The sequence below is a fragment of the Burkholderia sp. F1 genome, assembly GCF_050813845.1.
In the GTDB taxonomy this organism is placed as follows: Bacteria; Pseudomonadota; Gammaproteobacteria; order Burkholderiales; family Burkholderiaceae; genus Burkholderia; species Burkholderia ubonensis.
In genome coordinates this window covers 3,973,166-3,997,896 of sequence record NZ_CP172421.1, presented here as the reverse complement: position 1 = coordinate 3,997,896, position 24,731 = coordinate 3,973,166, and the positions used below count along the sequence as shown (strand labels likewise).

The following is a 24,731-nucleotide window of genomic DNA, read 5'->3' as shown; positions in this document are numbered from 1 at the left end:
GCCTCCTCGCGGTGGCAGGAACCCTTAACCCATTCTAGGCTCTCAACTTCGCCCACGTTCATTTTCTTACCGTGTGCACCGGGAGCAATCGGGACTGCGCGTGACGGCGCGGCCCCGCGCGCCATTGCGCATCACGCAAGGACCTTACGATGCAACTACAAAACGAAACTCACACGCTCGCGCTGAGGCCGCTCGAGCGTCAGGACCTGCGCTTCGTGCATGAACTGAACAACGACGCGAAGATCATGCGCTACTGGTTCGAGGAGCCGTACGAAACCTTCGCGGAGCTGTCGCAACTGTATGACCGCCACGTGCACGACCAGCGCGAGCGCCGCTTCGTCGCGGTCGACCCGCAGGGCGAACTGGTCGGGCTCGTCGAACTGATCGAGCTCGACTACATCCACCGTCGCGGCGAATTCCAGATCATCATCGCGCCGCACTGCCAGGGCCGCGGCTATGCGGGCCACGCGACGCGTCTCGCGGTCGAGTACGCGTTCAAGGTGCTGAACCTGCGCAAGCTGTACCTGATCGTGGATACGTCCAATGCGGCGGCCATTCACGTTTATGAAAAATGCGGGTTCCGGCGTGAAGCGGAATTGATCGAGGAATTCTTCGGCAACGGCACATATCACAACGCTTACCGGATGTGCCAGTTCCAGAGCGATTATTTCGAGCGGCAGCGCACGGCCTGACGCCTTTCGCGAAGCCGCTTCGGCGAGTTCGGGCGCCCGCCGCGAAATACGGGTAAATGCCAGGTATTCGATGCCTGGCATTTTTCTTGTATGCGCTTGATGGCGTGGCGCAATGCGGAAAAACCGCTGATATTCCGGATGACTTTATGTGCGATGCATCAAAATCGTCCGGATATCGAAATGAATTATCCAAACCGTTCAGCCGGCGTCGTGACGATTCGGTGAAAGCCTTGCCGGACAAGGCATTTCGGCCGACGTCCCGTACCGGCGTGTCGCGTACGAGTTGGTTGCCGCGCCAGCGACAGGTCGCCGAATGGCATGGCTCGCGAAGTGCGACAATTCGCCGCTATTGCGGCTGCACAACAAATGTGCTTGCTATCGCTTGTCGGTCTCCTAAGCTGAAAGACGTTGCTTCACGCTCACCTTTAAACACATAGCTAACCCAGCGCTGATGCCAGCGCGCATGGGAGACTGAACATGATGAAACGAACCGGTGTGTTTGTTGCGCTTGTCGGTGCATTTGCCTTGGTGTCGATTGCCCGGGCCGGCGGCGATGCCGCCGTGAAGCCGCGGCAGGAGATCCAGTTGACGAAGAACGCGTGGGGCTGCCTGTCGAAAGATAATCTGGATTCCGTACTGGATCACGAGCGCGGCGGCCACTCGCAGGCGAAGCAGCAATACTTCGACGACTTCCGCTGCCTGTCGGTGCCGGAAGGCCAGCGCTTCCGCGTGGTGTCGGTGGACAACGGCGACGTGCAGTTCGTCAGCGCCGACAACAGCGACCAGCAAGGTCTCTGGGCCGATTCGCGCTTCATCAAGCAATAGCGCGCCGTTCAACGGGCGCATGCGCGCGCCGGCGCAAGCCGGCGGCGCGAACCGATACGGCCCGGCTGCCCGCCGGGCCGTTTTGCTGTGCGCGTCATGCAGCGGACGCCGGGCTTTCGGTATCATCACGGCCCGACCTGAACCGATGCCCGCCCGGGCACTACCCGCATGGCGCTCAAATCCACGATCTACAAAGCCGAACTGCAAATCGCCGACATGGATCGGCACTACTATGGCGACCACGCGCTGACGGTCGCGCGCCATCCGTCGGAAACCGACGAGCGGATGATGGTGCGGATCGTCGCGTTCGGGCTGTTCGCGCACGAGCGGCTCGAGTTCTGCAAGGGGCTGTCGGATACCGACGAGCCCGATCTGTGGCAGAAGGACCTGACGGGCGCGATCGACGCCTGGATCGAGGTCGGCCAGCCCGACGAGCGGCGCATCTCGAAGGCGGCGGGCCGCGCCGCGCAGGTGACGGTGATCGCGTACGGCGGCAAGACGTCGGATATCTGGTGGCAGGGCGTGCGCAGCAAGGTGGAGCGGCTGCGCAACGTGCAGGTGCTGTCGCTCGACGACGGCGTCGCGACGGCGCTCGGGCGGCTTGCCGAGCGATCGATGCGCCTGCAGTGCACGGTGCAGGACGGCGCCGCGTGGATCTCCAGCGCGGATCACGATCCGGTGGCCGTCGAATGGACGGTCCTCAAGGCGCGCGCCGGCGCCTGACGTGCGCGCCGGCCGCACTCACGCGATCGCGGCCGGCGGCCCCTTGAGCTCCAGCATGTTGCCTTCCGGGTCGAACAGGTAGATCGACGGGCCGTAGCCGTCGGCGCCGTAGCGTTCCTCGGGCGCGCCCGGCGGCGCGCCGTGCGCGGCGAAATGCGCGGCGAGCGCCGGCGGGTCGAACGGCTCGACGCGCAGGCACAGGTGATCGAGGTTGCGCCCGGCGCCGGGCGGCCCGCTGTCGGGCCGGTCGAGCGTCCCGCCGACGGCGAGCAGGTCGATCAGCGCGTCGCCGGCGCGCAGCTGCACGAGGCCGAGTTCTGGCTGTTCCCTTTCCACACGGCAGCCGACGGCGTCGCAGTAGAAGCGCGTCATCGCGGCCATGTCGGTCACGCGAAGCACGACGTGATCGATCCCGCGGAGGATCGGTTTCATAGGTGAACGCTCCTTGGCAAGCGAGGTTCATCGAGTGTAGACCAAGGAGTCGGCGGCGCCCGCGCGAACGCGGCAAAACCGGCGGACGAAAAAAAAGCCCGCTCACGTGGAACGGGCTTAATCCATATCAGGAGGAGACATGGAGGAGACAGGTCCAACTATACACACGGCGATGGTGCGACGCAATATTGTTTGTGTAAAAAAACGTCAGGACGGCGTTTTGCCGCACCCGCACTGCAACATGAATGTGACGGAACAGTGGCCAATGGGGCTGAGCGTTGATCGTTCGTGCCCGATTTTCTGATGCACGCCTGTTTTGCTGGCGCGAATCACAGAGCAAGATTCAGGGCGCGTCGGTGCGTGCGGCTGGCTAGAGTAGGCACCGTCTACACTGAGAGTGCGAGGTTCCGATGAAATCCGCCTATCCGACCGACGACGCCCGCTGGAATGCCGTGACCGCCCGCGATCCGCAGGCGGACGGCGCGTTCTTCTACGCGGTGCGCACGACCGGCGTGTTCTGCCGTCCGACTTGCGCATCGCGGCTGCCGCGGCGCGAACACGTCGCCTTCTTCGACGATCCGGCCGCCGCGCGCGCGGCCGGGTTCCGTCCCTGCAAACGCTGCCAGCCCGAGGGGCTGCCGCGCGAGCTCGAGATCGTCAATCGCGCGTGCGCGGTGCTCGATGCGCATCCCGAGCGGCTCACGCTCCAGCAACTGAGCGATGCGGTCCACGTGAGCCCGTTCCACCTGCAGCGGCTGTTCAAGCGCGTGGTCGGCGTGTCGCCGCGGCAATACCAGGCCGCGCAGCGCGGCGCCGCGTTGCGGCAGGCGCTGCAGAGCGGCCGGCCGGTCACGCAGGCGGCCGTCGACGCGGGCTTCAATTCGCCGTCGCGGCTTTATGCGTCGGTGCCGCGCGAGCTGGGGATGGCGCCGTCGGCGTTCCGCCGCCAGGGCGCGGGGCTGCGGATCGACTTCGCGACCGCGCCGACGTCGCTCGGCACGGTGCTGGTCGCCGCGACCGCGCAAGGCATCTGCCGGATCGCGTTCGGCGACGATCCCGCGCTGCTCGTCGCCGCGCTGAAGGACGCGTTCGCGCGCGCCGAGCTGGTCGAGTCGCCCGAGCAGCTCGCGCCGTTCGTCGCGCAGATCGGTGCGTACCTGGACGGCACGCGCCGCACCTTCGAACTGCCGCTCGACATTGCGCCGACCGCGTTCCAGCAGCGCGTGTGGGAGGCATTGACGAACATTCCGTACGGCGAAACCCGCAGCTATTCGGAGATCGCCGAGGCGCTCGGCGCGCCGCGCGCGGTGCGGGCCGTGGCGTCCGCGTGCGCGTCGAATCCGGTGGCGCTCGCGATTCCGTGCCATCGCGTCGTGCAGAAGGGCGGCGCGCTGGCCGGCTATCGCTGGGGCGTGCGCCGCAAGGAGACGCTGCTCGCGGCCGAGGCGCGCCATGTGCACGACGCGCACGACGATAAGGCCGACGTCGCCGTCGCGGAGGGCAGCGCAGCTTGAAGATCGCAACGCCCATCGCAACCGTGGACGGCGGCGGCGTGCCGCCATCCGCGCAACTCGAGCTGCGCTTCAAGGCGCCCTACGACTGGGCGCGCGTGCTGCGCTTCTTCAGCGGGCGCGCGATTCCGGGCGTCGAGCAGGTCGCGGGCGGCGTGTACCGCCGGATCGTCGACCTGAAGGGCGAGCCCGGCCGGCTCACCGTCGAGCGGCATCCGCGCCGGCATTGCCTCATCGCGACGGTCGAGGGCGCGGCGGCGCGCCACGTCGACGACGCGTTCGCCGCGCGCGTTGCGTCGATGTTCGACCTGCGCGCCGATCCGGCCGCGATCGGCACGGAGCTCGCGCGCGATCCGTGGTTCGCGCCGCTTGTCGCGGCCGCGCCCGGGCTGCGGGTGCCGGGCGCGTGGTCGGGCTTCGAGCTCGCGGTGCGCGCGATCGTCGGCCAGCAGGTCAGCGTGAAGGCGGCGACGACGATCGTCGGCCGGCTCGTCGAGCGCGCGGGCGAGCGTGTGGTGCACGACGACGGCGTGCACGCATGGGACGGTGCGCCCGCGTGGCGCTTTCCGGCGCCGGACGCGCTCGCCGCGTGCGATCTCGCGAAGATCGGCATGCCCGGCAAGCGGGCGGCGGCGCTCACCGGCATGGCGCGCGCGGTCGCGGCGGGCGACGTGCCGCTCGATCCCGCGCAGGCCGACCTCGCCATGTTGCGCCAGGCGTGGCTCGAGCTGCCCGGCATCGGCCCGTGGACTGTCGAATACATCGCGATGCGTGCGTGGCGCGACCCGGACGCGTGGCCCGCGTCCGATCTCGTGCTGATGCAATCGATCACCGCGCGCGATCCGTCGCTCGACCGGCTCGCGAGCCAGAAGCGCCGCACGGACGGCTGGCGTCCGTGGCGCGCGTATGCGGCGCTCCATCTGTGGAACGAGGTGGCCGACCGCGCGGGCGCGGCGCGCGGCGGGTGACGCGACGAAGCGGGTCGTCTGCCGGCCGGCGCATCCCGTCATCCGGCAGACGAATCCCCGCAGCCGGGCGTGGCAGCGTGTGCGCGACGGCCCGCGTGCGCCCTTCGGTTGCCCGAAAAGACGCCTTCCCGCACGATCCTTTCCGCGCGTTCCGACGCGCCCGCCCAGGTGCGAGGCCACCGCAAGCGCGTGTTTCGGCGAGATGTTAAAGTGCCCGCTACCAACGAAGCGACCAACAATCCTGCCGGCCGCGCGCGAGCGTTCCGCGCGCGGCCGTGCCCGCACTTGCGCATCAATGTCGAACACCATGACCATCCGCCAGACCGAATTGCTGCTGGATCGCCTCGACGTGCTGAGTTCCGGCCCGACGCGGCAGCATCTGCCCGATGGCCTGCGCGGCATCGAAAAGGAAAGCCTGCGCGTGACGCGCGACGGGATGATCGCGTTCACGCCGCATTCGCGCGCGCTCGGTTCGGCGCTCACGCATCCGTCGCTGACGACCGACTATTCCGAAGCGCTGCTCGAACTGATCACGCCGGCGGAGCCCGACGCAGCGCTCACGCTCGAACGCCTCGACGAGCTGCATCGCTACGTGTACGCGTCGATCGGCGACGAAATGCTGTGGAACGAGTCGATGCCGGGCCTGCTGCCCGCCGACGACCAGATTCCGATCGCCGACTACGGCACGTCGAACATCGGTCGCCTGAAGATGGTGTACCGGCTCGGCCTCGCGTATCGCTACGGCCGCACGATGCAGTGCATCGCCGGCATCCACTACAACTACTCGCTGCACGAGGAGGTGTGGCGGCGCCTGCACGCGGAGGAAGGCTCGACCGCGACGCTCGTCGACTACCAGTCCGAGCGCTATCTCGCGCTGATCCGCAACTTCCGCCGCACGAGCTGGCTGCTGATGTACCTGTTCGGCGCGTCGCCGGCGCTCGACCGGCGGTTCCTGCGCGACCGCCCGCACACGCTCGACACGTTCGACGCCGACACGCTGTACCGTCCGTACGCGACGAGCCTGCGGATGAGCGACCTCGGCTACTCGAACACGACCGCGCAGGCGGCGCTGCAGGCGGACTACAACACGCTGTCGGGCTATCTGGACGCGCTGTCGAAGGCCGTGAGCGAGCCGTATCCGCCGTACGAGGCGATCGGCACGCATCGCGACGGCGAGTGGATCCAGATCAACACGAACGTGCTGCAGATCGAGAACGAGTTCTATTCGACGATCCGGCCGAAGCGCGTCACGTATTCGGGCGAGCGTCCGCTGCATGCGCTCGCGTCGCGCGGCGTGCAGTACATCGAAGTGCGCTGCCTCGACATCGATCCGTTCGCGCCGACCGGCATCGCGCTCGACACCGCGCGCTTCATCGACGCGTATCTGCTGGCGTGCGCGCTCGACGCGAGCCCGCCGCTCGATTGCGACGCGTACCGGGAAGCGAACGCGAACTTCGGCGCCGTGACGATGGAGGGCCGCAAGCCGGGCCTCGCGCTGTCGCGCGACGGCAGCCCGGTTGCGCTGCAGGCATGGGCGGACGAGCTGATGGCGAAAGTCGAAGCCGTCGGCCGTCGTCTCGACGAGATTCGCGGCGGCGACGAGCACGCGCGCGCGATCGCCGCGCAGCGCGAGAAGCTCGCCGACCCGGAACGCACGCCGTCCGCGCGCGTGCTGCGCACGATGCGCGACAACGGGCAATCGTTCCTCGCGTTCGCGCGCGCGCAAAGCGACGCGCATGCCGCGCATTTCCGCGCGCGGCCGCTTCCGGAGGCCGACGCCCGCGCCGCGGCGGCGCTCGCCGAGCGCTCGCTGGCCGACCAGGCCGAACTGGAAGCGAAGGAAGCCGGCTCGTTCGACGCTTTCGTCGCCGCCTATCGCGCGTACACGCTGAACCGCTTCAGCGTCTGACGGCCGTGCACGCGGCCGCACGCATCGGCGTGCGGATCGCCCCTGCGCGATGACGCCGGCGGAATCCGGCGCACGCGCGGCGGCGCGTACAGGGCAACCGGCGCGGACCGGCGGCGCTGTTGCGTTCCGGCGTCGGCGCGCCGGGTGACGCATCCACGCGGTTCATCGCGCGCCTGCTTCAGTGATGCGAATAGGTCGACGGATCGACGGCCGGCGCTGCGTCCCGCTTGCCGGATTCGACCGTCGCACGGCCGTTGCCGCCGTAGCCGGCAGCGTCCGCGCGCGCTTGCGCGACGCGCTGCGTGATCGCCTGCACGTTCTGCGGATAGTCCGGGCTGCTGACGATGGCGGGTCGGTAACCCGCCGCTTCGTACTCGGCCAGTTCCTGTCGGACCTGGGCCCGCGTCAGCGGTTGGGAGGAGGCTTGCACCTGGGCCGCGGCAGCGGCGCCCATCATCAGGATGCCGATACAAGCCGCACGTATCATCGTCTTCTTCATGTTGCACTCCGGGTTGGTCGAGCGTCGCGTACTGACTCGTCGCGGCGTGAATCGATGCGTGCAGTCTAGGCTTCGGACACCCGGGGAAACATCCCGCTCGCGGATAGGCACCTTTGTTGGCAGTGCAAGATTGCAGCCATGCGTTGCGGGGGCGGGAAGGGGCGCCGGCTGCCCCGTCGCCCGGATTCGTCATATCGGGCTTGCCCCTCCTTGTACAAGCGGCGCGTGCCGCCTAACCTTTTTAAGTGACCGATCGACTGGCCGCGGCGATGTCGTTGCGCCGGCAAGCGACGGGCTGCCCGGTGCGACTTCCGGGCTATTGCGGCCGCAGCGCTGAAGCGCCAACCCGGATCGACCGCGAAGCATGGGACCGGAGTAAGCGCTGAAGCGCCAACTCCGGTCGACAGGAGACAAGATGCCCCCCTCATCGTCCCTACCCGCCGGCGCCGTCTTCGCCCAGCCGCTCACGCCAGTCGGCCACTCGCTGTTGCTGTCGTTCCTCGTCGCGGTGATCCCGATCGCGGTCGCGCTGATCGCGCTCGGCGTGCTGCGCCGCCCCGCGTGGCAGGCGTCGCTCGCGGGACTGATCGCCGGCCTCGCGGTCGCGATCGGCGCATGGGGGATGCCCGTCGGCCTCGCGTTCGACGCGGTCGCCGCGGGCATGGCGCTCGCGCTGATTCCCGTGATGTGGATCGTCTTCAACGCCTTGCTGCTGTACAACATCGCGGTGAAGTCGGGCCGCTTCGACCAGTTCCGCCAGTGGATGCTCGACCACCTGCCCGACGACCGCCGGCTCGTGCTGCTCGTCGTCGCGTTCTCGTTCGGCTGCCTGCTCGAAGGGATCTCCGGGTTCGGCACGCCGGTCGCGATCACGAGCGCGCTCCTGATCGCGCTCGGCTTCCCGGCGATCGACGCGCTTACCTACACGCTGCTGTTCAACACCGCGCCGGTCGCGTTCGGCGCGCTCGGCGTGCCGATCACCGTGCTCGGCGCGGTCACGTCGCTGCCGGCCGCGACGCTCGGCGCAATGGTCGGTCGCCAGCTGCCGTTCATCGCGCTGGTGCTGCCGTTCTATGTGGTCGGCGTATACGCCGGCGCGCGCTCGATCGCGCGGTTGTGGCCCGCCTTGCTCGTGTCGGGCGGCAGCTTCGCGCTCGCGCAGTTCGTCACGTCGAACTTCCTCGGCTATCAGCTCACCGACGTGCTGTCGTCGCTGACGTCGCTGATCGTGACGATCGGCTTCCTGAAAGTGTGGAAGCCGCTGCCCGATCCGCAATTCGCGATCGCGCGCAGCACGCCCGCGAACGGCGCGGCGGGCGGGCGCGTCGGCTACGGCGGCTGGCTGCCGTGGCTCGTCGTGTCGGTGATCGTGATCGTGTGGGTGCGCGCGAACATCGCGGCGATCGGCGACGTGAAGATCCAGTGGCCGGGGCTGCACAACGCCGTGTACGTCACGCTGTACCAGAAGCCGTATGCGGCGGTCTGGGACTTCCAGCCGCTCGGCACCGGCACCGCGATCCTGCTCGCGGCGATCGTCACGGCCGCGTGGACGCGCACCGGCGCCGGCGATGTCCTCGGCTGCGTCGCGAAGACGTGGCGGCAGACCCGCATCGCGATCGCCACCGTGATGATGATCGTCGGGCTCGCGTATCTGCTGAACTACTCGGGCATCAGCTACACGCTCGGCACCGGCGTCGCGTCGACGGGCGCGCTGTTCCCGCTCGTGTCCGCATCGCTCGGCTGGATCGCGGTGTTCCTGTCCGGCAGCGACACGTCGGGCAACGCGCTGTTCGGCAACCTGCAGGTGGTCGCCGCGCGGCAGCTCGGCCTCGACCCGGTGCTGATGGCCGCGACCAACTCGTCGGGCGGCGTGATGGGCAAGATGATCTCGCCGCAGAACATCGCGACCGGCGTGTCGACGACGGACCTGAAGGGGCAGGAGGGTGTCGTGTTCGCGCGCACGTTCTGGCACAGCGTGATCCTCACGCTGCTGCTCGGCGTGCTCGTGTTCCTGCAGCAGCACGTACTGACGTGGATGATCCCGGCGCTGCCGAAGTGAACGCGCGGGCCGTCCGCGCTCAGCGCGCCGTTGCGCGGCGCGTCTTCCGTTCGGCGGCGGCCTCGCCGCCCGCCGGCATGATGCACGCGAGGAACGCGTCGATCGCGGGGCTGTGGCGGCGCGCCTTCAGGTAGTACACGTATTCGTCGATCGTCGTGTCGACGCCGCGCAGCGCGACGATCCGCAGGTCGGGGTGGCGTTCGGCCTCGCCGCGCGGAAACAGGCTGCCGCCCACGCCGTGCAGGATCGCCTCGCGGATCGCTTCGCGGCTGCCGATCTCCGCGACCGACGCCGGCGCAACGCCGGCCGCCGCGAGGATCGTCTCGGTGCAGCTGCGCGTGACCGAGCCCTGTTCGCGAATCAGCAGCCGCACGTCGGCGAGCTGCGCGGCGTCGATCGCGTCGAAGCGCGCGAGCGGATGGCTGCGATGCACGACGAGCACCAGCGGGTCGGTCGAAATCACCTGCCGCTCGAGGCCGTCCGCGTCGTTGCGTTGCGACGAGACGGCGAGATCGATGCGGAACTCGTGCAGCGCCTGCAGCATTTCTTCCGAGTTGCCGATCCGGCACGTGAGCGCGATCGACGGATGCGCTTTCGAAAAACGCCCGACCGCTTCCATGATGTAGTACGGCCCCGTCGCGCCGATCCGCAGATGGCCTTCGAACAGGCCGCCGACGTTGCGCAGCATGATGTCGGCCTGCGCTTCGAGCGCGATCATCTGCTCGACCAGCGGCAGCAGCCCGACGCCGGTTTCGGTGACTTCGAGCCGCCGGCCGCTGCGGTGGAACAGCTCGACGCCGTACACCTGCTCGACCTGCCGGATCTGCGCGGCGATGGTCGGCTGGCTGACGCCGAGATGCCGCGCCGCGCGCGTGATGCTGCCCTGCCGGACGGTCGCGTGGAATGCCTTCAGCTGATCGAACACGGATCGGCGTCTCCCCCTTTCATCGCGCGTCAGGCTAACGCAAGCATGTGTCGGCCCCGTGAAACCGGCATCGTGCGCCGCTTCGAAAAAAAGCTGGGGATGACCGCAAGAAACCTGCGGGAACCGGTCACGGCCGGGACATGCGCTTACGGACTAATAACGGCATCGTCACCGTACCGAACCGTCGGCCCCGCTCGCGCCGGCTCCATCCCTACCGACCCATAGGATCCTTTTCATGTCCTCGACCAACCGACGCGATTTCCTGCGCCTTGCCGCCCAGTCAGCCGGCGCGATGGCCGCCTACGCGGGCTTTCCGCCCGCGATCCGCAAGGCGCTCGCGATGCCTGCCGCCTCGCGCACCCGCTCGATCCAGGACGTCGAGCACGTCGTGATCTTCATGCAGGAAAACCGTTCGTTCGATCATTACTTCGGCGGGCTGCGCGGCGTGCGCGGCTTCAACGACCCGCGTCCGCACCTGCTGCCGAACGGCGCGCCGGTCTGGCGGCAGCCGCCGGCCGCCGTGCACACGAAGAACTACCATGCGCGCGGGCTCGACCCGGCCGCGCCGTACGTGCTGCCGTTCTACCTCGATCCGAAGCAGACGACCGAATTCCAGCCGGGCACCAACCACGGCTGGAGCAGCGGCCACCTCGCGTGGAACAACGGCCAGTGGGACCAGTGGGTGAACCAGAAGCAGGACGTGCTGACGATGGGCTACCTGAAGCGCCAGGACCTGACCTATCACTACGCGCTGGCCGACGCGTTCACGATCTGCGATGCGTACTTCTGCTCGGCGCACGCCGACACCGCGCCGAACCGCGTCTACCTGTGGACCGGCACGATCGATTCGCGCAACGTGTACGGCACGCAGCCGAACGGCCCCGGCATCGGCGAGCGCAACAACGTCAACGGCTATACGTGGACGACCTATGCGGAGCGGCTCGAGAACGCCAACGTCAGCTGGAAGGTGTACCAGGGCGGCACCGGCATCCCGGGCGACCCGACCGACAACTACACCGACAACTCGCTGATGTTCTTCAAGCGCTTCCAGGTGAAGGAAGGCGCGAGCGGCCCGCTCGTCGACAAGGGCGCGTCGAACCACACGCTCGCGGAGCTGAAGGCCGACGTGCAGGCGAACCGCCTGCCGCAGGTGTCGTGGATCGTCGCGCCGTACAAGTACAGCGAACATCCGCAGGCGTCGCCGACCGACGGCGCGTTCTACATCAACATGGTGCTCGAGGCGCTGACGTCGAATCCGGACGTGTGGGCGAAGACCGTGTTCATCCTCAACTACGACGAGAACGACGGGCTGTTCGACCACGTCGTGCCGCCGGTGCCGCCCGTCACGAGCGGCGTGAACGGGCAGGGCGTCGTGTCGGCGAACCTGCTGGGCAATCTCGGCGACGAGCTGCTCGACCTGAACAAGTATCCGGGCGAGATGAGCCCGCTCGTGCCGGGCGCGGACCCGGGCGGGATCCAGCCGATCGGCCTCGGGCCGCGCGTGCCGCTGATCATCATTTCGCCGTGGACGAAGGGCGGCTGGGTGTGCTCGGAGACCTTCGACCACACGTCGGTGCTGCGTTTCCTCGAGGCGCGCTTCGGCGTCAAGGAGCCGAACATCAGCGCGTGGCGCCGCTCGGTCTGCGGCGACCTGACGTCGGCGTTCGATTTCTCCGGCAAGCCGGATGCGTCGACGGTGAGCTTCACGGTGCCGCAGCACCTCACGACGGCGGGCCAGGCGTACCAGGTGCCCGCGCAGCAGACGATGCCCGCGCAGGAAGCCGGCACGCGGCCGGCGCGCGCGCTGCCTTACGAGGTCTTCGTGCACAGCCGCGTGAACAGCCACGACGGCAACGTGTGGCTCGATTTCGCGAACACCGGCGATGCGGGCGCGGCGTTCTACGTGTACGACCGCCGCAATCCGTCGAGCCAGCCGCGCCGCTATGCGGTGTCGGCGGGCGACAGGATTGCCGATAGCTGGAGCACGTCGGTCGCGCAGGGCGACTATCACCTCGCGGTGTACGGGCCGAACGGCCATCTGTGCGAGTTCCAGGGCAACGCGACGCGCGCGATGGACGGCCATCACGCGAACCCGGAAGCGAAGCTCGGCTACGACGTGCGCAACCGCCACGTGTACCTGCAGCTGCGCAACAGCGGCCGCGCGACGTGCCGCGTGGTCGTCGACAACGCATACAGCCATGCGCATGCGCGGACCTATGTGCTGGAGCCGGGCGAGCGTGTCGAGGATCACTGGGAGCTGAGCTCGAGCCACGGCTGGTACGACCTGAACATCGTCGCGACCACGACGGGCGGCGCGAGCGACAAGGTCGTGCGCCGCTTCGCCGGGCACGTCGAGACGGGCCGGCCGAGCCAGAGCGACCCGGGGCCGGTGAAGCGCTGACGCGCGCGATGTTGTGCGCCGCGATGCCGGAGGGCATCGCGGCTGCCGGGATGGGGTTTGGAGACTGAAAACTGTTGACAATATGCGGGGCTAAGGGTATACAACGGAGCATTCGCCGACATGGCGCCTCCGTTCCTCACCGCAGTCCCGCTGCCTGCCCGACCATGACTTCCCCGAACGCGCTCAACGCCATCGAACTCCTGCAGAGCCAGTCGCTCGCGATGATCGTCCAGGACATGCTCGAGCGCGCGATCGTGTCCGGCGAATACGCGCCCGGCGAGAAGCTCAACGAAGTCGACATCGCGACGAAGCTGAACGTGTCGCGCGGCCCCGTGCGCGAGGCGTTCCGCGCGCTCGAGCAGGCGGGCCTCTTGCGCAACGAGAAGAATCGCGGCGTGACGGTGCGCGTCGTGCCGCTGCGCGAGGCGGAGGAGATCTACGAAGTGCGCGCGATGCTCGACGAGTCGGTCGCGCGCGCGCTCGCGAAGCGCATCTCGCCCGACACGCTCAAGGCGCTGAAAGGCATCATCCAGTCGATGAAGGCGGCGGCGAAGGCGCACGACGTGACGCGCTACACCGAGCTCAACGTGCAGTTCCACGACGCGATGGTCGTCGGCGTCGGCAACACGCACCTGACCGACACCTATCGCCGGCTCGTGCGGCAGCTCGGGTTGCTGCGGCAGGCGGCGATCGAGGCCGAGGAGGATGCGCTGTCGGTGTCGGCGTCCGAGCACGAGAAGATCGTGCAGGCGCTCGGCAGCGGCGACGAGGAGAAGGCGGTCGCGCTCGTGCGCGAGCATCTCGCGCACGGCCTCGCGCGGATGCGCCGCACGCACGAGCAGGGCTTGCCGGTGACGGGCAAGGCCGCGCGGCAGAAGGCGGAGCGGGCGTAAGCCGCGCGTGACGGCTGCCGTTCCGGCAGCGTCACCGATGCCGGGAAACCGAACAGGGCGCTGCGAAGCGCCCTTTTTTCATCACGCGGGTTGCACCGCCCGCGCGACCATCGTCCCTACGCCTTGTCCGCCTTCCCGGCCGCGCCGGCCAGGCGGCTCAGCCACGTGTCGACGCGCCACGGCCGGCGGTGCGCGTCCTCCGCGCGCTCCTTGCGGCGGATCGCGTTGCGCACGACATGCGAGCCGACGTAGCGCAACGGCTCCGGCGGGAACTGGCCGAGCGGGCCGCGCGTGAGCGGGCTGCGCGTCCAGGCGTTGTCGAGGCCGAGCACCAGCGACGACAGGATCTGCCCGCCCATGTAGGTCGGCCCCACGCCGTTGCCTGAATAGCCGAAGCCATAGAACACGTGCGGCGCGCCGTCGAGGCGGCCGAAGAACGGGAAGCCCGTCACCGAGCGGTCCGACGGGCCGTTCCAGCTCGCGGTGATCGGCACGCCGGCGAGCGACGGAAAGAATTCGCGCAGGCTCTGCGTGAGCTGCGCCTCATAGGGCGAACGCTGGTCGAACACCGGCGCGATGCGCCCGCGCCACGCGAACGTGTTGCCGCCCTTGCCGAGCATCAGCCGCCCGTCCGGCGTGCTGCGGTAGTAGTACACGAAGATCCGCGAATCGAGCACCGACACGCCGTCGGCGAGCCCCGTCCGCGCGAGCAGCTCCGGACACTTCTCGGTGATGACCATGTCGCTCGACACGACCGCGATCGTGCGCGCGAACTGCGGGAAGCGGCTCGCCATCCACGCGTTGATCGCGAGCACGAGCCTGCCCGCGGTGACGCTGCCGGCCGGCGTGCGCACGACGGCCGGCGGCCCCGGCGTGAAGTCGAGCATCGGCGTGCGCTCGTGGATGCGGATGCCCATCGCGAGCGCGACGCGGCGCAGCCCGCGCACGAGCTTGCCCGGGTGCACGGTCGCGGCGATCGGCGAGTACACGCCGTCGAGGTTGCGCGTCGAGCCCGAGCGGCGCGCGACTTCCGCCGGCGGCAGCGGCGCGTAGCTGTGGATGCCGCACGCGGCGAGCGCGTCGAGCACCGGCGCGAGCGTGCCGACCTGCGCGGGCGACGTCGCGGTGTACAGCGTGCCGTCGACGCGCAGTTCCGCATCGATGCCGTGTTCGCGGCAGAAATCGGCGATGTGCTGCACGGCCGCCTCCGACGCCTTCACGAGCCGGATCGCCTCGGCTTCGCCGAACAGGCGCCGCAGCGTCAGGAATTTCGCGGACCACGTGAGCAGGCAGCCGCCGTTGCGGCCGCTCGCCCCCGCGCCGCACAGGTCATTTTCGAGGATCACGACGTCGAGCGCGGGGTTTTGCTGCTTCGCCTGAATCGCGGTCCACAGCCCGGTGAAGCCGCCGCCGACGATGCAGACGTCAGCCTGCGTCGCGCGTTGCAGCGCAGGGGCGAGATCGCCGTCGTGGAACAGCGCTTGTTCGATCCAGAAGGGACGCATCAGTCGTTTCGCAAGAATGGAAAGGCGGCCGTGTCGCGCACGGCCGGCTACAGAAGGTAGCCGCGCTTTTTGACCACCCGATAAAACATGCCGAAGTCGTCGCTCGGACCACCCGGCACATTGCATTCTGTTCTCTGCATGTTGTTGACAATCTACAAACCATCGATTTTAATGTCAAGCATCGAAAGCGCGGCCCGGCACGGACGCCGGCGCCGCGATCGCTCCGAATCGAAAGGACAGTCATGACTGAAACGCCTGTTTCCGTGGAAGTGAACGGCCGCTGCTACAACTGGATGAGCCGACCGGTGGTGGTGGTATGCGTCGACGGTTGCGCGTACGAATACCTGGAGCAGGCGGCCGAGGCCGGCGTCGTGCCGTTCCTGCGCACGCTGCTGAAGCCCGGGACGGCGCTGAAGGGCGAGTGCGTGGTGCCGAGCTTCACGAACCCGAACAACCTGTCGATCGTGACGGGCGTGCCGCCGTCGGTGCACGGGATCAGCGGCAACTACTTCTACGATCGCGACAGCGGCGCCGAAGTGCTGATGAACGATCCGAAATACCTGGTCGCGCCGACCGTGCTCGCGGCGTTCGCGGACCGGGGCGCGCGCGTCGCGGTGGTGACCGCGAAGGACAAGCTGCGCCGCTTGCTCGGCAACGGGCTGAAGGGCATCTGCTTCTCATCGGAGAAGGCCGACTGCGCGAGCATCGCGGAGAACGGCATCGACCACGTGCTCGAGCTGGTCGGCAAGCCCGTGCCGGGCGTGTACAGCGCGGACCTGTCGGAATTCGTGTTCGCCGCGGGCGTGCGGCTGCTCGAGACGCGCCCGATCGACCTGATGTACCTGTCGACCACCGACTACGTGCAGCACAAGTGCGCGCCCGGCACGCCCGGCGCGAACGCGTTCTACGCGATGATGGACGGCTACCTGAAGCGGCTCGACGAGCTCGGCGCGATCCTCGCGATCACCGCCGACCACGGGATGAACGCGAAGCACGACGCCGCGACCGGCGAGCCGAACGTGATCTACCTGCAGGAGCTGTTCGACGACTGGCTGGGCGAGGACGCCGCGCGCGTGATCCTGCCGATCACCGATCCGTACGTCGTGCACCACGGCGCGCTCGGTTCGTTCGCGACGGTTTACGTGCCGGCTTCGGCCGATGTCGACGCGCTGCGCGCGCGGCTCGCCGCGGTCGACGGGATCGAGCTCGCGCTGACGGGCGCCGAAGGCTGCGCGCGCTTCGAGTTGCCGCCGGCCCGGCTGGGTGACCTGATCGTCGTCTCGCGGCAGGACGTCGTGCTCGGCACGCGCCGCAGCAGGCACGACCTGTCGGGCCTCGACGTGCCGCTGCGCTCGCACGGCGGGCTCTCCGAGCAGATCGTGCCGCTGGTCTTCAGCCGGCCGGTCGCCGCTGGCGTGGCGGAACGCGCGCGGCTGCGCAACTTCGACATCATCGACATCGCGCTCAATCATCTGCAGTGACGCGCGCGCATCCGGACGAGGACTCATTCTTGACGTCCTCCTCCGCCTGAAGGCGGAGGATTCCCACCACTGGCGATGCACGTCCGCATCGGAGAATGTTCAACGCAGCGTTGGTATCACGATCATGCACGACACCACAGTCACTGCAAGTCCACTCTCTTATTCGCAGTCCCGCGATACCTTTCGGCCGCGTCGTGCTGTCTTTCGACCCGCACGCCGAACAGGACTGGGTAGAACCGCTTTCGTCCACTTCCTCGAACGTGGCTCCGTGCGCGATCGCTTTGTAACGGAGCTTGTCCCGGAAGGACGACCAGGATGCGTCGTAGACGCTTTTCGCCATCCGGGTTCTGGCGAGTTTCACGGCCGACACGTTGCCGACCGCGATGTAATCGAAGCGTCGCACCAGATCGAGCGCGAGCTTGTGCTGGAAATCGGCGCGGGCGTTCGCCACCTTGGCGTGCAGCTTCGCGATATGCCGCTTGTGCTTGCGGGCCCGTTGCGCCTTCGCCAGCTTGTCGGCCGCGCGCCGGCCGAAGCGGTCATTGGGCAGCTTCTCGCCGGTCGAAAGTGTGGCGAAGTCTTTCAGCCCGAGATCAATGCCGACGCCGGAGCGGATCGGGCGCGCCGGAACATCGGGCATCTCGATCACGATGTTGAGGAACCCGTTGCCGCGCGCATCCTGCGCGAAATTGGTGCCGTCCTTGGTCTTGCCGTCGGGAAGCGGGCGACTATTGAATACGCGGAAGGTGTTTCCGGCGAAACGAAACGCGTCGCCCTCGCGTTTCAGGTCGCGGCCCTTCAGCGGCACCCAGCCGAGCGACTTTCTGCCGCGATAGCGCAGGTAAGTGCGACGGCGCTGGCTGCGCGATTTCGCGTATTGCTCGCACGTTGCATTGACCGTGCCGGAGTGGATGCCGAGCGCCTTGCTGCTGCCGGTCGTGAGCACGTTCAGGTCGAAACCCGTCGGCCACTTCTTGCCCCACTTGAGCGCGTGCTTCTGCGTGTCATTGCAGAAGTTCCACACATAGTTCACCGCACGGCTCTGCTTGTTAAGGAGTCCGTTGAGCGACTTCACCCGGTAGCGGTAGACAAGAATCATGCCGGCCATCCTAACCCGTGGAAGAAGCTGCCTGTCAAGAGCACTCCTTTCCTCCCCGCCATGCGCCCCGAAGGAAGTCCCCTTGGAGGAAATGGCGGGGTTTCTCGGAGCAAAGTCTGATGAACGACATGGCAGCATCGACGGACGTCGGCGAGATCCGCCACGAAGCGTTGCGGATCGACGGCGAACGGATTCGTCGCGACGCGACGATCGACGTGCGCAATCCGTACGACGGTGCGCTGGTCGGCACCGTGCCGAAGGCGACGCTCGACGACGTGCGGCGCGCGTTCGCGGTCGCGCGCGCGTACCGGCCGCAGCTCACGCGCCACGACCGCGCGGCGATCCTGCGCCGCGCGGCCGACATCGTGCGCTTGCGCACCGCCGAGATCGCGCGGCTGATCACCGCCGAAGCCGGGCTGTGCATCAAGGACTCGACGTACGAAGCGGGCCGCGTCGCCGACGTGCTGACGTTCGGCGCGGGCGAGGTGCTGAAGGACGACGGGCAGATCTTCTCGTGCGATCTGACGCCGCACGGCAAGAAGCGCCGCGTGTACACGCAGCGCGAGCCGCTGCTCGGCGTGATCTCGGCGATCACGCCGTTCAACCATCCGATGAACCAGGTCGCGCACAAGATCGTGCCGGCGGTCGCGACCAACAACCGGATCGTCGTGAAGCCGTCGGAGAAGGTGCCGCTGTCGTGCTATCTGTTCGCGGACATCCTGTACGAAGCGGGCTTGCCGCCGCAGATGCTGCAGGTGATCACCGGCGACCCGAAGGAGATCGCCGACGAGCTGATCACGAACCCGGCGATCGACCTGATCACGTTCACGGGCGGCGTGTCGATCGGCAAGTCGATCGCCGCGCGGATGGGCTACCGGCGCGCGGTGCTCGAGCTCGGCGGCAACGATCCGATCATCGTGATGGAAGACGCCGACCTCGACGAGGCGAGCACGCTCGCGGTGTCGGGCTCGTACAAGAACTCGGGGCAGCGCTGCACGGCGATCAAGCGGATGCTCGTGCACGAGGCGGTCGCCGACCGCTTCACCGAGCTGGTGGTCGAGAAGACGCGCGCGTGGTCGTACGGCGATCCGGCCGATCCGTCGATCGACATGGGCACGGTGATCGACGAGGCGGCCGCGCGGTTCTGCGAGCAGCAGGTGAACGACGCGCTCGCGCGCGGCGCGCGGCTCCTGGCCGGCAACGTGCGCGACGGCGCGCTGTATGCGCCGACGGTCGTCGATCGCGTGACGCCCGACATGCCGCTCGTGAAGCACGAGACGTTCGGGCCGGTGTCGCCGATCATGCGCTTTCGCGACATCGACGACGCGATCCGGATGTCGAACAGCACCGACTATGCGCTGTCGTCGTCGATCTGCACGAACCGCTTCGACTACATCACGCGCTTCATCACCGAGCTGGAAGTCGGCAGCGTGAACGTGCGCGAAGTGCCCGGGTATCGGCTCGAACTGACGCCGTTCGGCGGGGTGAAGGATTCGGGGCTCGGCTACAAGGAAGGCGTGCAGGAAGCGATGAAGAGCTTCACGAATACGAAGACGTACTCGTTGCCGTGGTGAGCGTGGCGTCGCGCGCACGCCGCGTCGGCGGCGGCGCGCGGCCGCAGGCGGCGGTCAATCGTCGTCATCGTCGTGATGGTGATGGCGCCAGCCGCGATGCCAGCCGTTGTCGTGCCAGCGGCGATAGCGGTATTCGCCGTAGTACGGGCCGTAGTAGGCGGGCGCAGGTTCGTAGTAGACGGGCGGCGGCGGCGCGTAGACCACCGGAGGCGGCGCTTCGATCACCGGGCCCGGCACGCCGAGGTACACGCCGATGTCGGCATGCGCGAATGCGCTTGCCGACAGGCAGGCCGCCGCGATGCCAATGACGCCGGACAACAGGATTCGCTTCATCTTCCTTCGCTCCGTTCGCGGCCGATCGGCCTGCGAACCATCCATTTCATCTTGGCTCCATGGTACGTGGCGCCCACGGCACGGGTGATACCGCGTTGTCGCTTCTGTAACCACCCGTAACGCAACGTCGCGCGAGGTTTCGTCCGACGTTCGGACGGAGCGGCCCGCGCGTTATTCGACACGCTCATATCGTTAGCCGATTTGCGTTTTTGCCGGCCGTCGGGCCGTCGGTAGAATTCGCGGACCGCTCGCGCGGCAAGCCGTGCCGGCGAGATCGATCACGTTGTCCAATCATTCGGGGTCCGTGCCATGAAACTCATCCGCTCCATGCTGCTCGTCGCGTTGCTGCCGATCGTGGCGGCTGCGAACGCCTTCGCTGCAGACGACCTCTCGCACATCAAGTCGTCCGGCGTGTTCCGGGTCGGCACCGAAGGCACGTACGCGCCGTTCACGTATCACGACGAGACGGGCCGGCTGACCGGCTTCGACGTCGATCTCGCGACCGCGATCGCGCAGCGTCTGGGCGTGAAGCCGCAGTTCGTCGAAGGCAAGTGGGACGGGCTGATCGCGGGCCTCGACGTGAACCGTTACGATGCCGTCGTCAACGAAGTGGCGATCACCGACGCGCGCAAGGCGAAGTACGACTTCTCGACGCCTTACATCACGTCGCGCGCCGTGCTGATCGTGCGCTCGGACAATGCGGCGATCCGTTCGTTCGACGACCTGAAGGGCCGGAAGTCGGCGAACACGCTGACGAGCAACTTCGGCAAGCTCGCCGCCGCGCACGGCGCGGACGTCGTCGCGGTGCAGGGCTTCAACGAGGCGATCGACCTGCTGACGTCGGGGCGCGTCGACGCGACGGTCAACGATTCGCTGTCGTACCTGGATTTCCGCAAGCACAAGCCCGACGCGAAGCTGAAGATTGCCGCGACCGACACCGCCGGCGCGGGCGACCAGTCGGGCGTGCTCATCCGCAAGGGCAGCCCCGAGCTGCGCGCGGCGATCGACAAGGCGCTCGCCGACCTCAAGGCGGACGGCACTTACGCGAAGATTTCGCAGAAGTACTTCGGCCGCGACGTGTCGCAACAGTGACGCGGGGTTGAGCGATGCCGGCGTGGCTGCACCTGATGGGGCAATCGCTGTGGCCCCTGCTGTACGCGGGGCTGGTGTTCACCGTCCCGCTGACGCTCGCGTCGTTCGCGATCGGGCTGCTGCTCGCGTTCGGCGCCGCGCTCGCGCGCCTGTTCGGGCCGCGCTGGGCGCAGGCGGCCGTGCGCTTCTACATCTGGCTGTTTCGCGGCTCGCCGCTGCTCGTGCAGTTGTTCGTGATCTTCTACGGGCTGCCGAACGTCGGCATCGTGCTCGATCCGTTGACGGCGGCCGTGATCGGCTTCTCGCTGAACGTCGGCGCGTACAACGCCGAGGTGATTCGCGGCGTGATCGAATCGATCCCGAAAGGACAGTGGGAAGCCGCCTACTCGATGGCGATGACGCGCGCGCAGGCGCTGCGCCGCGCGATCCTGCCGCAGGCGGCGCGGGTCGCGCTGCCCGCGCTGTCGAATTCGTTCATCTCGCTCGTCAAGGACACGTCGCTCGCGGCGGTGCTGACCGTGCCGGAGATCTTCCAGGCCGCGCAGCGTATCGCGGCCGTGACCTACGAGCCGCTGATCCTCTATACCGAGGCCGCGTTGATCTACCTGCTGTTCAGCTCGGTGCTGTCGACGCTGCAGCAGCGCCTCGAAACGCATTTCGGCCGCCATGCTCGGTTTCACGCGGAGCTGCGATGATCCGGCTCGAACGCATCGACAAGTCGTTCGGCGCGCAGCGGGTGCTCGCGCAGGTCGAGCTCGCGCTGAAGCCCGGCAGCGTCACCGCGCTGATCGGCCCGTCCGGCAGCGGCAAGAGCACGCTGCTGCGCTGCGTGAATCTGCTGGAGACGCCGGAATCCGGCGTGCTCACCGTCGGTGGCGCGCGCGTCGAATTCTCGGCCGGCCGCCGGCCGTCTCGCGACGCGGTGTTCGCGGTGCGCCGGCAGACCGGCATGGTGTTCCAGAATTTCCAGCTGTTTCCGCATCTGACGGTCGTGCAGAACGTGATGGAGGGGCTCGTCACGGTGCAGAAGTGGCGCCGCGAACGCGCGCGCGAGCGGGCGCTCGCGCTGCTCGCGAAAGTCGGCATCGCGGACAAGGCCGACGCGTGGCCGGCGACGCTGTCGGGCGGCCAGCAGCAGCGCGTCGCGATCGCACGCGCGCTCGCGCCGTCGCCGCAGGTGCTGCTGTGCGACGAGCCGACGTCGGCGCTCGATCCCGAGCTGTCCGTCGAAGTGGTCGAGGTGCTGCGCCAGCTCGCGCGCGAAGGCACGACGATGCTGATGGCGACGCACGACCTGCGGCTTGCCGCGTCGATCGCGCACGACGCGGTGTTCCTTGCGGACGGGCGGGTGGTGGAAAGCGGGGCATCGCGCGACCTGTTTACGCGGCCGCGTGATGCGCGCACCGCGCGGTTCGTCTCGACGCTTGCGCAGGGGGCGGTGGTGGTCTGAGCGGCGAGGGCAGGTCATCAACGCGTTGCCGCGGTCTTCAAGGCATCCGCAATTCCCTGGCGGTAGTTAAGGGGGATATCTTCTCCGGATAGCCCTTCCAGAATTTCCGCATATACGACGCGCTCATCGATTGTTCCGGCGTTCACGTTGTCTTGCACGAACTTGGCATATCGGCTTCGTGTATCGAATCCGAGGGCGGAACCCAAAAATAACAATGGCGCGCCCATGAGAATCATGAGGGACGGTTTGGGCAGCGTCGCCAGCGCGAAGATGTGTTCCCTGGTCACGCACGACTCCAGGCGTCGGAGTTCTTCCACAAAGTACTGACGCGTCGGCATGTTTGCCGACCGCCTGATTCGCGAGATCAGGTAATCCAGGAAGGACGCGTTGTTCCGGACGGCTGCCGGGCAGACAAGATCACTTGCTCGGTGAACCGCTCGGATGCACGACGGTTTTTGGCGCGCCATCTCGATGAAGCCATTGTCGGTGGCGACGCATGCCAGATGCAGGACATACGAGTCGCACAGGCCCGAGATATTTTCTTTGACGATCGTCGCAAGCTCGTCAGTCATCGTTGAAGCGGATCCTTGTCGTTGATATTGAGCCTCGCGTCGCCCGGCACCCTTCATGGACGCTGATACATGTCGCCGACGCAGCGAGGGCAGATGAGGACAGCGGCTGGCGCAATGGGCGACGGCATAAGCACGGCGCATGGCCCACCTTCAGGCTGCATTGCACAATTGTCTGTAGAATCGCGCAAGAGAGTTCTGTTGGCTAATTGACGGAAAAGTAGGCAAAAAGTAAAAAAAGATTGTGATGAGTGTGCAAGACATCGTGAGGGCGATGCAAGGGGCACTGCTCCAGCAAGATCGACTGCTGAAACTCGATATCCCACTAGGGGACAATGTGTTGTTACCCCAACGCACCCTGGGCCGGTCCCGGATCGGCCGGCATTTCGATTTCACGCTCGACGTGCTGTCGACGTGTAGCGACCTCAAATTGAAAACGCTGATCGGGCAACCCGTTACGCTCTGGATTCAGCAGGCAGATCAGTCCTGTTAGAAAAATAATGAATAAAGCTTTATCTCTTTCACTGATTCTTGGAGTGATCCTATTTGGTGTCGCGTTGACTGCGCACTACTGGAGTCCTCGCTCAATAATCGACCATGGTAAAGACATGGATTTATCACCGACACATATCCGGCTTGGTGACCCTAAAGGCTCTGATCTTAACGGACCGGGTTCGTCTGTCGATAACCATCCATCGGGGGCGAAGTTTTATCAGCGTGATTGGATGAGAGGCAATCTAGGCACTGTGGAGTTCGTGCACGGAAAGCACAGCTTCATGATCGACAACGTGCTATCGGCAATGGGGTCCGCCGATAAGGATGTGTCGGGAGGTATTTGCAAGTGGAGTGTCAATTTCGGGGTGAGCCGTGAGCAAGCCGATACATATGAGGCTGCTCTTGCTCGTATGAAGAGGTTGTTCTCAGAATTACGTGAAAGAGGCTGGATGCGATATATCGATATAGGTAATCCGCGTCTGACTGGCAAGCAGGCGTGGGACTATATGAAAATCTATTCAATATACTCGCTGGATTCGAATTATACGCCGACCTTAGAGGAGTGGAAGGGCGCAGTAAAGGAGATGCCGCGATGGATATTTTACGCGGATGATGTTTATCTCGAGGTATCGCTCAATGAAAGTAACATGGGCGGATTTGTCGGGAAGACGACCTATCTTCTATCTGTTCGTATGAAGGATGAGTATGCCTTTTACGGCTTGGGATATTTTCCTGGCGATGCCGAGAAAATTCAAAACTGGAAGGCGTTGCTCCCGGCGGAGCTGCAGAAGTACCACGCAAAGCGACTCAAGACAGAGGCGGCCCTGAAAGAGCAAGGCTACACGATCGATTCGGCCTACCGGGACCCGCCGATCAGGGCTTTGCAGGGATCGTCCGCCAATCCGCGATGAGATTATGTGACGATGCGAGCAACAGTAGGCGGCAAGGCGCAGATCGTGGTGTCCGATGTTGCCTGCCGGGCAACGGTGAGCGAAGCGCATCGGGGCGCTGACACAATGAGTCGCTCAGGCCGGCAAGCTGTATCGCGCGCGGCGTGCCGGAAAGCAAAAATCAGCCAAGCATCGCGCTCGATGCACGAGCCGTTGATCCCGGAGTCGGGGGCGCGTGACGATAAATGTCTCGGCCAAAGCAAAAAGCCCGGTCAGCTTTCGCTAACCGGGCTTCGGAATTCCTGGTGGGGCGTGAGTGACTCGAACACTCGACCTACGGATTAAGAGTCCGCTGCTCTACCAACTGAGCTAACGCCCCCAACAGAAGTGAAATTATGCACGGGTT

At 66.7% G+C, this 24,731-nt stretch carries 21 protein-coding genes, 1 tRNA gene and 2 pseudogenes; 16 read left to right on the top strand and 8 right to left on the bottom strand.

The genetic code is table 11. The annotated features are described in order from the left end of the window. Window positions 1–149: 149 nt before the first annotated feature. From speG to ACFIMZ_RS18870, 3 genes are all read left to right on the top strand, one after another. Window positions 150–692 carry a spermidine N1-acetyltransferase gene (gene speG, locus ACFIMZ_RS18880; RefSeq protein WP_431820851.1) on the top strand — a complete coding sequence of 181 codons (543 nt, stop codon included), beginning with the start codon at window positions 150–152 and terminating at the stop codon, window positions 690–692. 477 nt (window positions 693–1,169) lie between these two features. Beyond that, complete coding sequence (gene sap1 / locus ACFIMZ_RS18875) at window positions 1,170–1,517, top strand: surface attachment protein Sap1 (protein ID WP_431820850.1); 348 nt, start codon at window positions 1,170–1,172, stop codon at window positions 1,515–1,517. Window positions 1,518–1,685: 168 nt separating this feature from the next. Continuing rightward, window positions 1,686–2,240, top strand: a complete 555-nt coding sequence (locus tag ACFIMZ_RS18870) for a YaeQ family protein (protein ID WP_431820849.1) — start codon at window positions 1,686–1,688, stop codon at window positions 2,238–2,240. Between the two features lie 18 nt (window positions 2,241–2,258). Here ACFIMZ_RS18870 and ACFIMZ_RS18865 read toward each other — a convergent pair whose 3' ends face one another. Continuing rightward, the gene (locus ACFIMZ_RS18865; RefSeq protein ID WP_431820848.1) at window positions 2,259–2,672 is read right to left on the bottom strand and encodes a VOC family protein; all 414 of its coding nucleotides are present in this window, start codon (window positions 2,670–2,672) and stop codon (window positions 2,259–2,261) included. A 410-nt stretch (window positions 2,673–3,082) separates the two neighbouring features. Here ACFIMZ_RS18865 and ada point away from each other — a divergent pair, with 410 nt between their 5' ends. The 3 genes from ada (at window position 3,083) to gshA (ending at window position 7,060) form a co-directional block, all read left to right on the top strand. Next, window positions 3,083–4,186 carry a bifunctional DNA-binding transcriptional regulator/O6-methylguanine-DNA methyltransferase Ada gene (gene ada, locus ACFIMZ_RS18860; protein WP_431820847.1) on the top strand — a complete coding sequence of 368 codons (1,104 nt, stop codon included), beginning with the start codon at window positions 3,083–3,085 and terminating at the stop codon, window positions 4,184–4,186. After that, window positions 4,183–5,151: a DNA-3-methyladenine glycosylase family protein gene (locus tag ACFIMZ_RS18855; protein ID WP_431820846.1), complete on the top strand. Its 969-nt coding sequence runs from the start codon at window positions 4,183–4,185 to the stop codon at window positions 5,149–5,151. The genes ada and ACFIMZ_RS18855 overlap by 4 nt, the downstream gene beginning before the upstream one ends. Window positions 5,152–5,446: 295 nt before the next feature. Beyond that, complete coding sequence (gshA, locus tag ACFIMZ_RS18850; RefSeq protein ID WP_431820845.1) at window positions 5,447–7,060, top strand: glutamate--cysteine ligase; 1,614 nt, start codon at window positions 5,447–5,449, stop codon at window positions 7,058–7,060. Between the two features lie 178 nt (window positions 7,061–7,238). Here the strand turns inward: gshA and ACFIMZ_RS18845 are convergent, their stop codons facing one another. Then, window positions 7,239–7,559: a DUF4148 domain-containing protein gene (locus ACFIMZ_RS18845; RefSeq protein WP_431820844.1), complete on the bottom strand. Its 321-nt coding sequence runs from the start codon at window positions 7,557–7,559 to the stop codon at window positions 7,239–7,241. Between the two features lie 415 nt (window positions 7,560–7,974). Between ACFIMZ_RS18845 and ACFIMZ_RS18840 the strand changes: the two genes are divergently transcribed. Further along, window positions 7,975–9,618 carry an L-lactate permease gene (locus ACFIMZ_RS18840; protein ID WP_431820843.1) on the top strand — a complete coding sequence of 548 codons (1,644 nt, stop codon included), beginning with the start codon at window positions 7,975–7,977 and terminating at the stop codon, window positions 9,616–9,618. Between the two features lie 19 nt (window positions 9,619–9,637). Here ACFIMZ_RS18840 and ACFIMZ_RS18835 read toward each other — a convergent pair whose 3' ends face one another. Beyond that, window positions 9,638–10,543, bottom strand: coding sequence for a LysR family transcriptional regulator (locus ACFIMZ_RS18835; protein WP_431820842.1), 906 nt, complete (start codon window positions 10,541–10,543; stop codon window positions 9,638–9,640). Between the two features lie 235 nt (window positions 10,544–10,778). On the opposite strand from ACFIMZ_RS18835, the gene ACFIMZ_RS18830 reads away from it, so the two are divergent. After that, window positions 10,779–12,944 (top strand): phosphocholine-specific phospholipase C, encoded by a 2,166-nt coding sequence (locus ACFIMZ_RS18830; protein WP_431820841.1) that lies wholly within the window; start codon window positions 10,779–10,781, stop codon window positions 12,942–12,944. Window positions 12,945–13,108: 164 nt separating this feature from the next. Next, a complete protein-coding gene (locus ACFIMZ_RS18825; protein ID WP_431820840.1) occupies window positions 13,109–13,837 on the top strand; it encodes a phosphonate utilization associated transcriptional regulator in 729 nt (242 codons plus the stop codon). Between the two features lie 116 nt (window positions 13,838–13,953). Here the strand turns inward: ACFIMZ_RS18825 and ACFIMZ_RS18820 are convergent, their stop codons facing one another. Further along, window positions 13,954–15,342, bottom strand: a complete 1,389-nt coding sequence (locus tag ACFIMZ_RS18820; RefSeq protein ID WP_431820839.1) for an FAD-dependent oxidoreductase — start codon at window positions 15,340–15,342, stop codon at window positions 13,954–13,956. A gap of 242 nt (window positions 15,343–15,584) precedes the next feature. Between ACFIMZ_RS18820 and phnA the strand changes: the two genes are divergently transcribed. Next, window positions 15,585–16,823: a phosphonoacetate hydrolase gene (gene phnA, locus ACFIMZ_RS18815; RefSeq protein ID WP_431820838.1), complete on the top strand. Its 1,239-nt coding sequence runs from the start codon at window positions 15,585–15,587 to the stop codon at window positions 16,821–16,823. A gap of 49 nt (window positions 16,824–16,872) precedes the next feature. Here the strand turns inward: phnA and ACFIMZ_RS18810 are convergent. Next, window positions 16,873–17,922: pseudogene (locus ACFIMZ_RS18810) on the bottom strand (RNA-guided endonuclease InsQ/TnpB family protein); the annotation flags it as partial. A 119-nt stretch (window positions 17,923–18,041) separates the two neighbouring features. Here ACFIMZ_RS18810 and phnY point away from each other — a divergent pair. Further along, complete coding sequence (gene phnY, locus ACFIMZ_RS18805) at window positions 18,042–19,496, top strand: phosphonoacetaldehyde dehydrogenase (RefSeq protein WP_431820837.1); 1,455 nt, start codon at window positions 18,042–18,044, stop codon at window positions 19,494–19,496. 54 nt (window positions 19,497–19,550) lie between these two features. Here the strand turns inward: phnY and ACFIMZ_RS18800 are convergent, their stop codons facing one another. Beyond that, window positions 19,551–19,829: a hypothetical protein gene (locus ACFIMZ_RS18800; RefSeq protein WP_431820836.1), complete on the bottom strand. Its 279-nt coding sequence runs from the start codon at window positions 19,827–19,829 to the stop codon at window positions 19,551–19,553. 309 nt (window positions 19,830–20,138) lie between these two features. On the opposite strand from ACFIMZ_RS18800, the gene ACFIMZ_RS18795 reads away from it, so the two are divergent. The 3 genes from ACFIMZ_RS18795 to ACFIMZ_RS18785 are packed head-to-tail and all read left to right on the top strand — an operon-like array spanning window position 20,139 to window position 22,371. Next, entirely contained in the window at window positions 20,139–20,921 is a 783-nt protein-coding gene (locus ACFIMZ_RS18795; protein WP_431820835.1) for an amino acid ABC transporter substrate-binding protein, read from the top strand. A 14-nt stretch (window positions 20,922–20,935) separates the two neighbouring features. Then, window positions 20,936–21,616, top strand: a complete 681-nt coding sequence (locus tag ACFIMZ_RS18790; RefSeq protein WP_431820834.1) for an amino acid ABC transporter permease — start codon at window positions 20,936–20,938, stop codon at window positions 21,614–21,616. Then, a complete protein-coding gene (locus tag ACFIMZ_RS18785; protein WP_431820833.1) occupies window positions 21,613–22,371 on the top strand; it encodes an amino acid ABC transporter ATP-binding protein in 759 nt (252 codons plus the stop codon). The genes ACFIMZ_RS18790 and ACFIMZ_RS18785 overlap by 4 nt, the downstream gene beginning before the upstream one ends. A 17-nt stretch (window positions 22,372–22,388) precedes the next feature. Here ACFIMZ_RS18785 and ACFIMZ_RS18780 read toward each other — a convergent pair whose 3' ends face one another. Further along, complete coding sequence (locus ACFIMZ_RS18780; RefSeq protein WP_431820832.1) at window positions 22,389–22,943, bottom strand: hypothetical protein; 555 nt, start codon at window positions 22,941–22,943, stop codon at window positions 22,389–22,391. Window positions 22,944–23,187: 244 nt separating this feature from the next. Here ACFIMZ_RS18780 and ACFIMZ_RS18775 point away from each other — a divergent pair. Next, window positions 23,188–23,427 (top strand): annotated as a pseudogene (locus tag ACFIMZ_RS18775) (contractile injection system protein, VgrG/Pvc8 family); the annotation flags it as partial. 13 nt (window positions 23,428–23,440) lie between these two features. Then, window positions 23,441–24,346 (top strand): hypothetical protein, encoded by a 906-nt coding sequence (locus tag ACFIMZ_RS18770; RefSeq protein WP_431820831.1) that lies wholly within the window; start codon window positions 23,441–23,443, stop codon window positions 24,344–24,346. Window positions 24,347–24,628: 282 nt separating this feature from the next. Here ACFIMZ_RS18770 and ACFIMZ_RS18765 read toward each other — a convergent pair. Then, window positions 24,629–24,704, bottom strand: a tRNA-Lys gene (locus ACFIMZ_RS18765). Window positions 24,705–24,731: the final 27 nt, after the last annotated feature.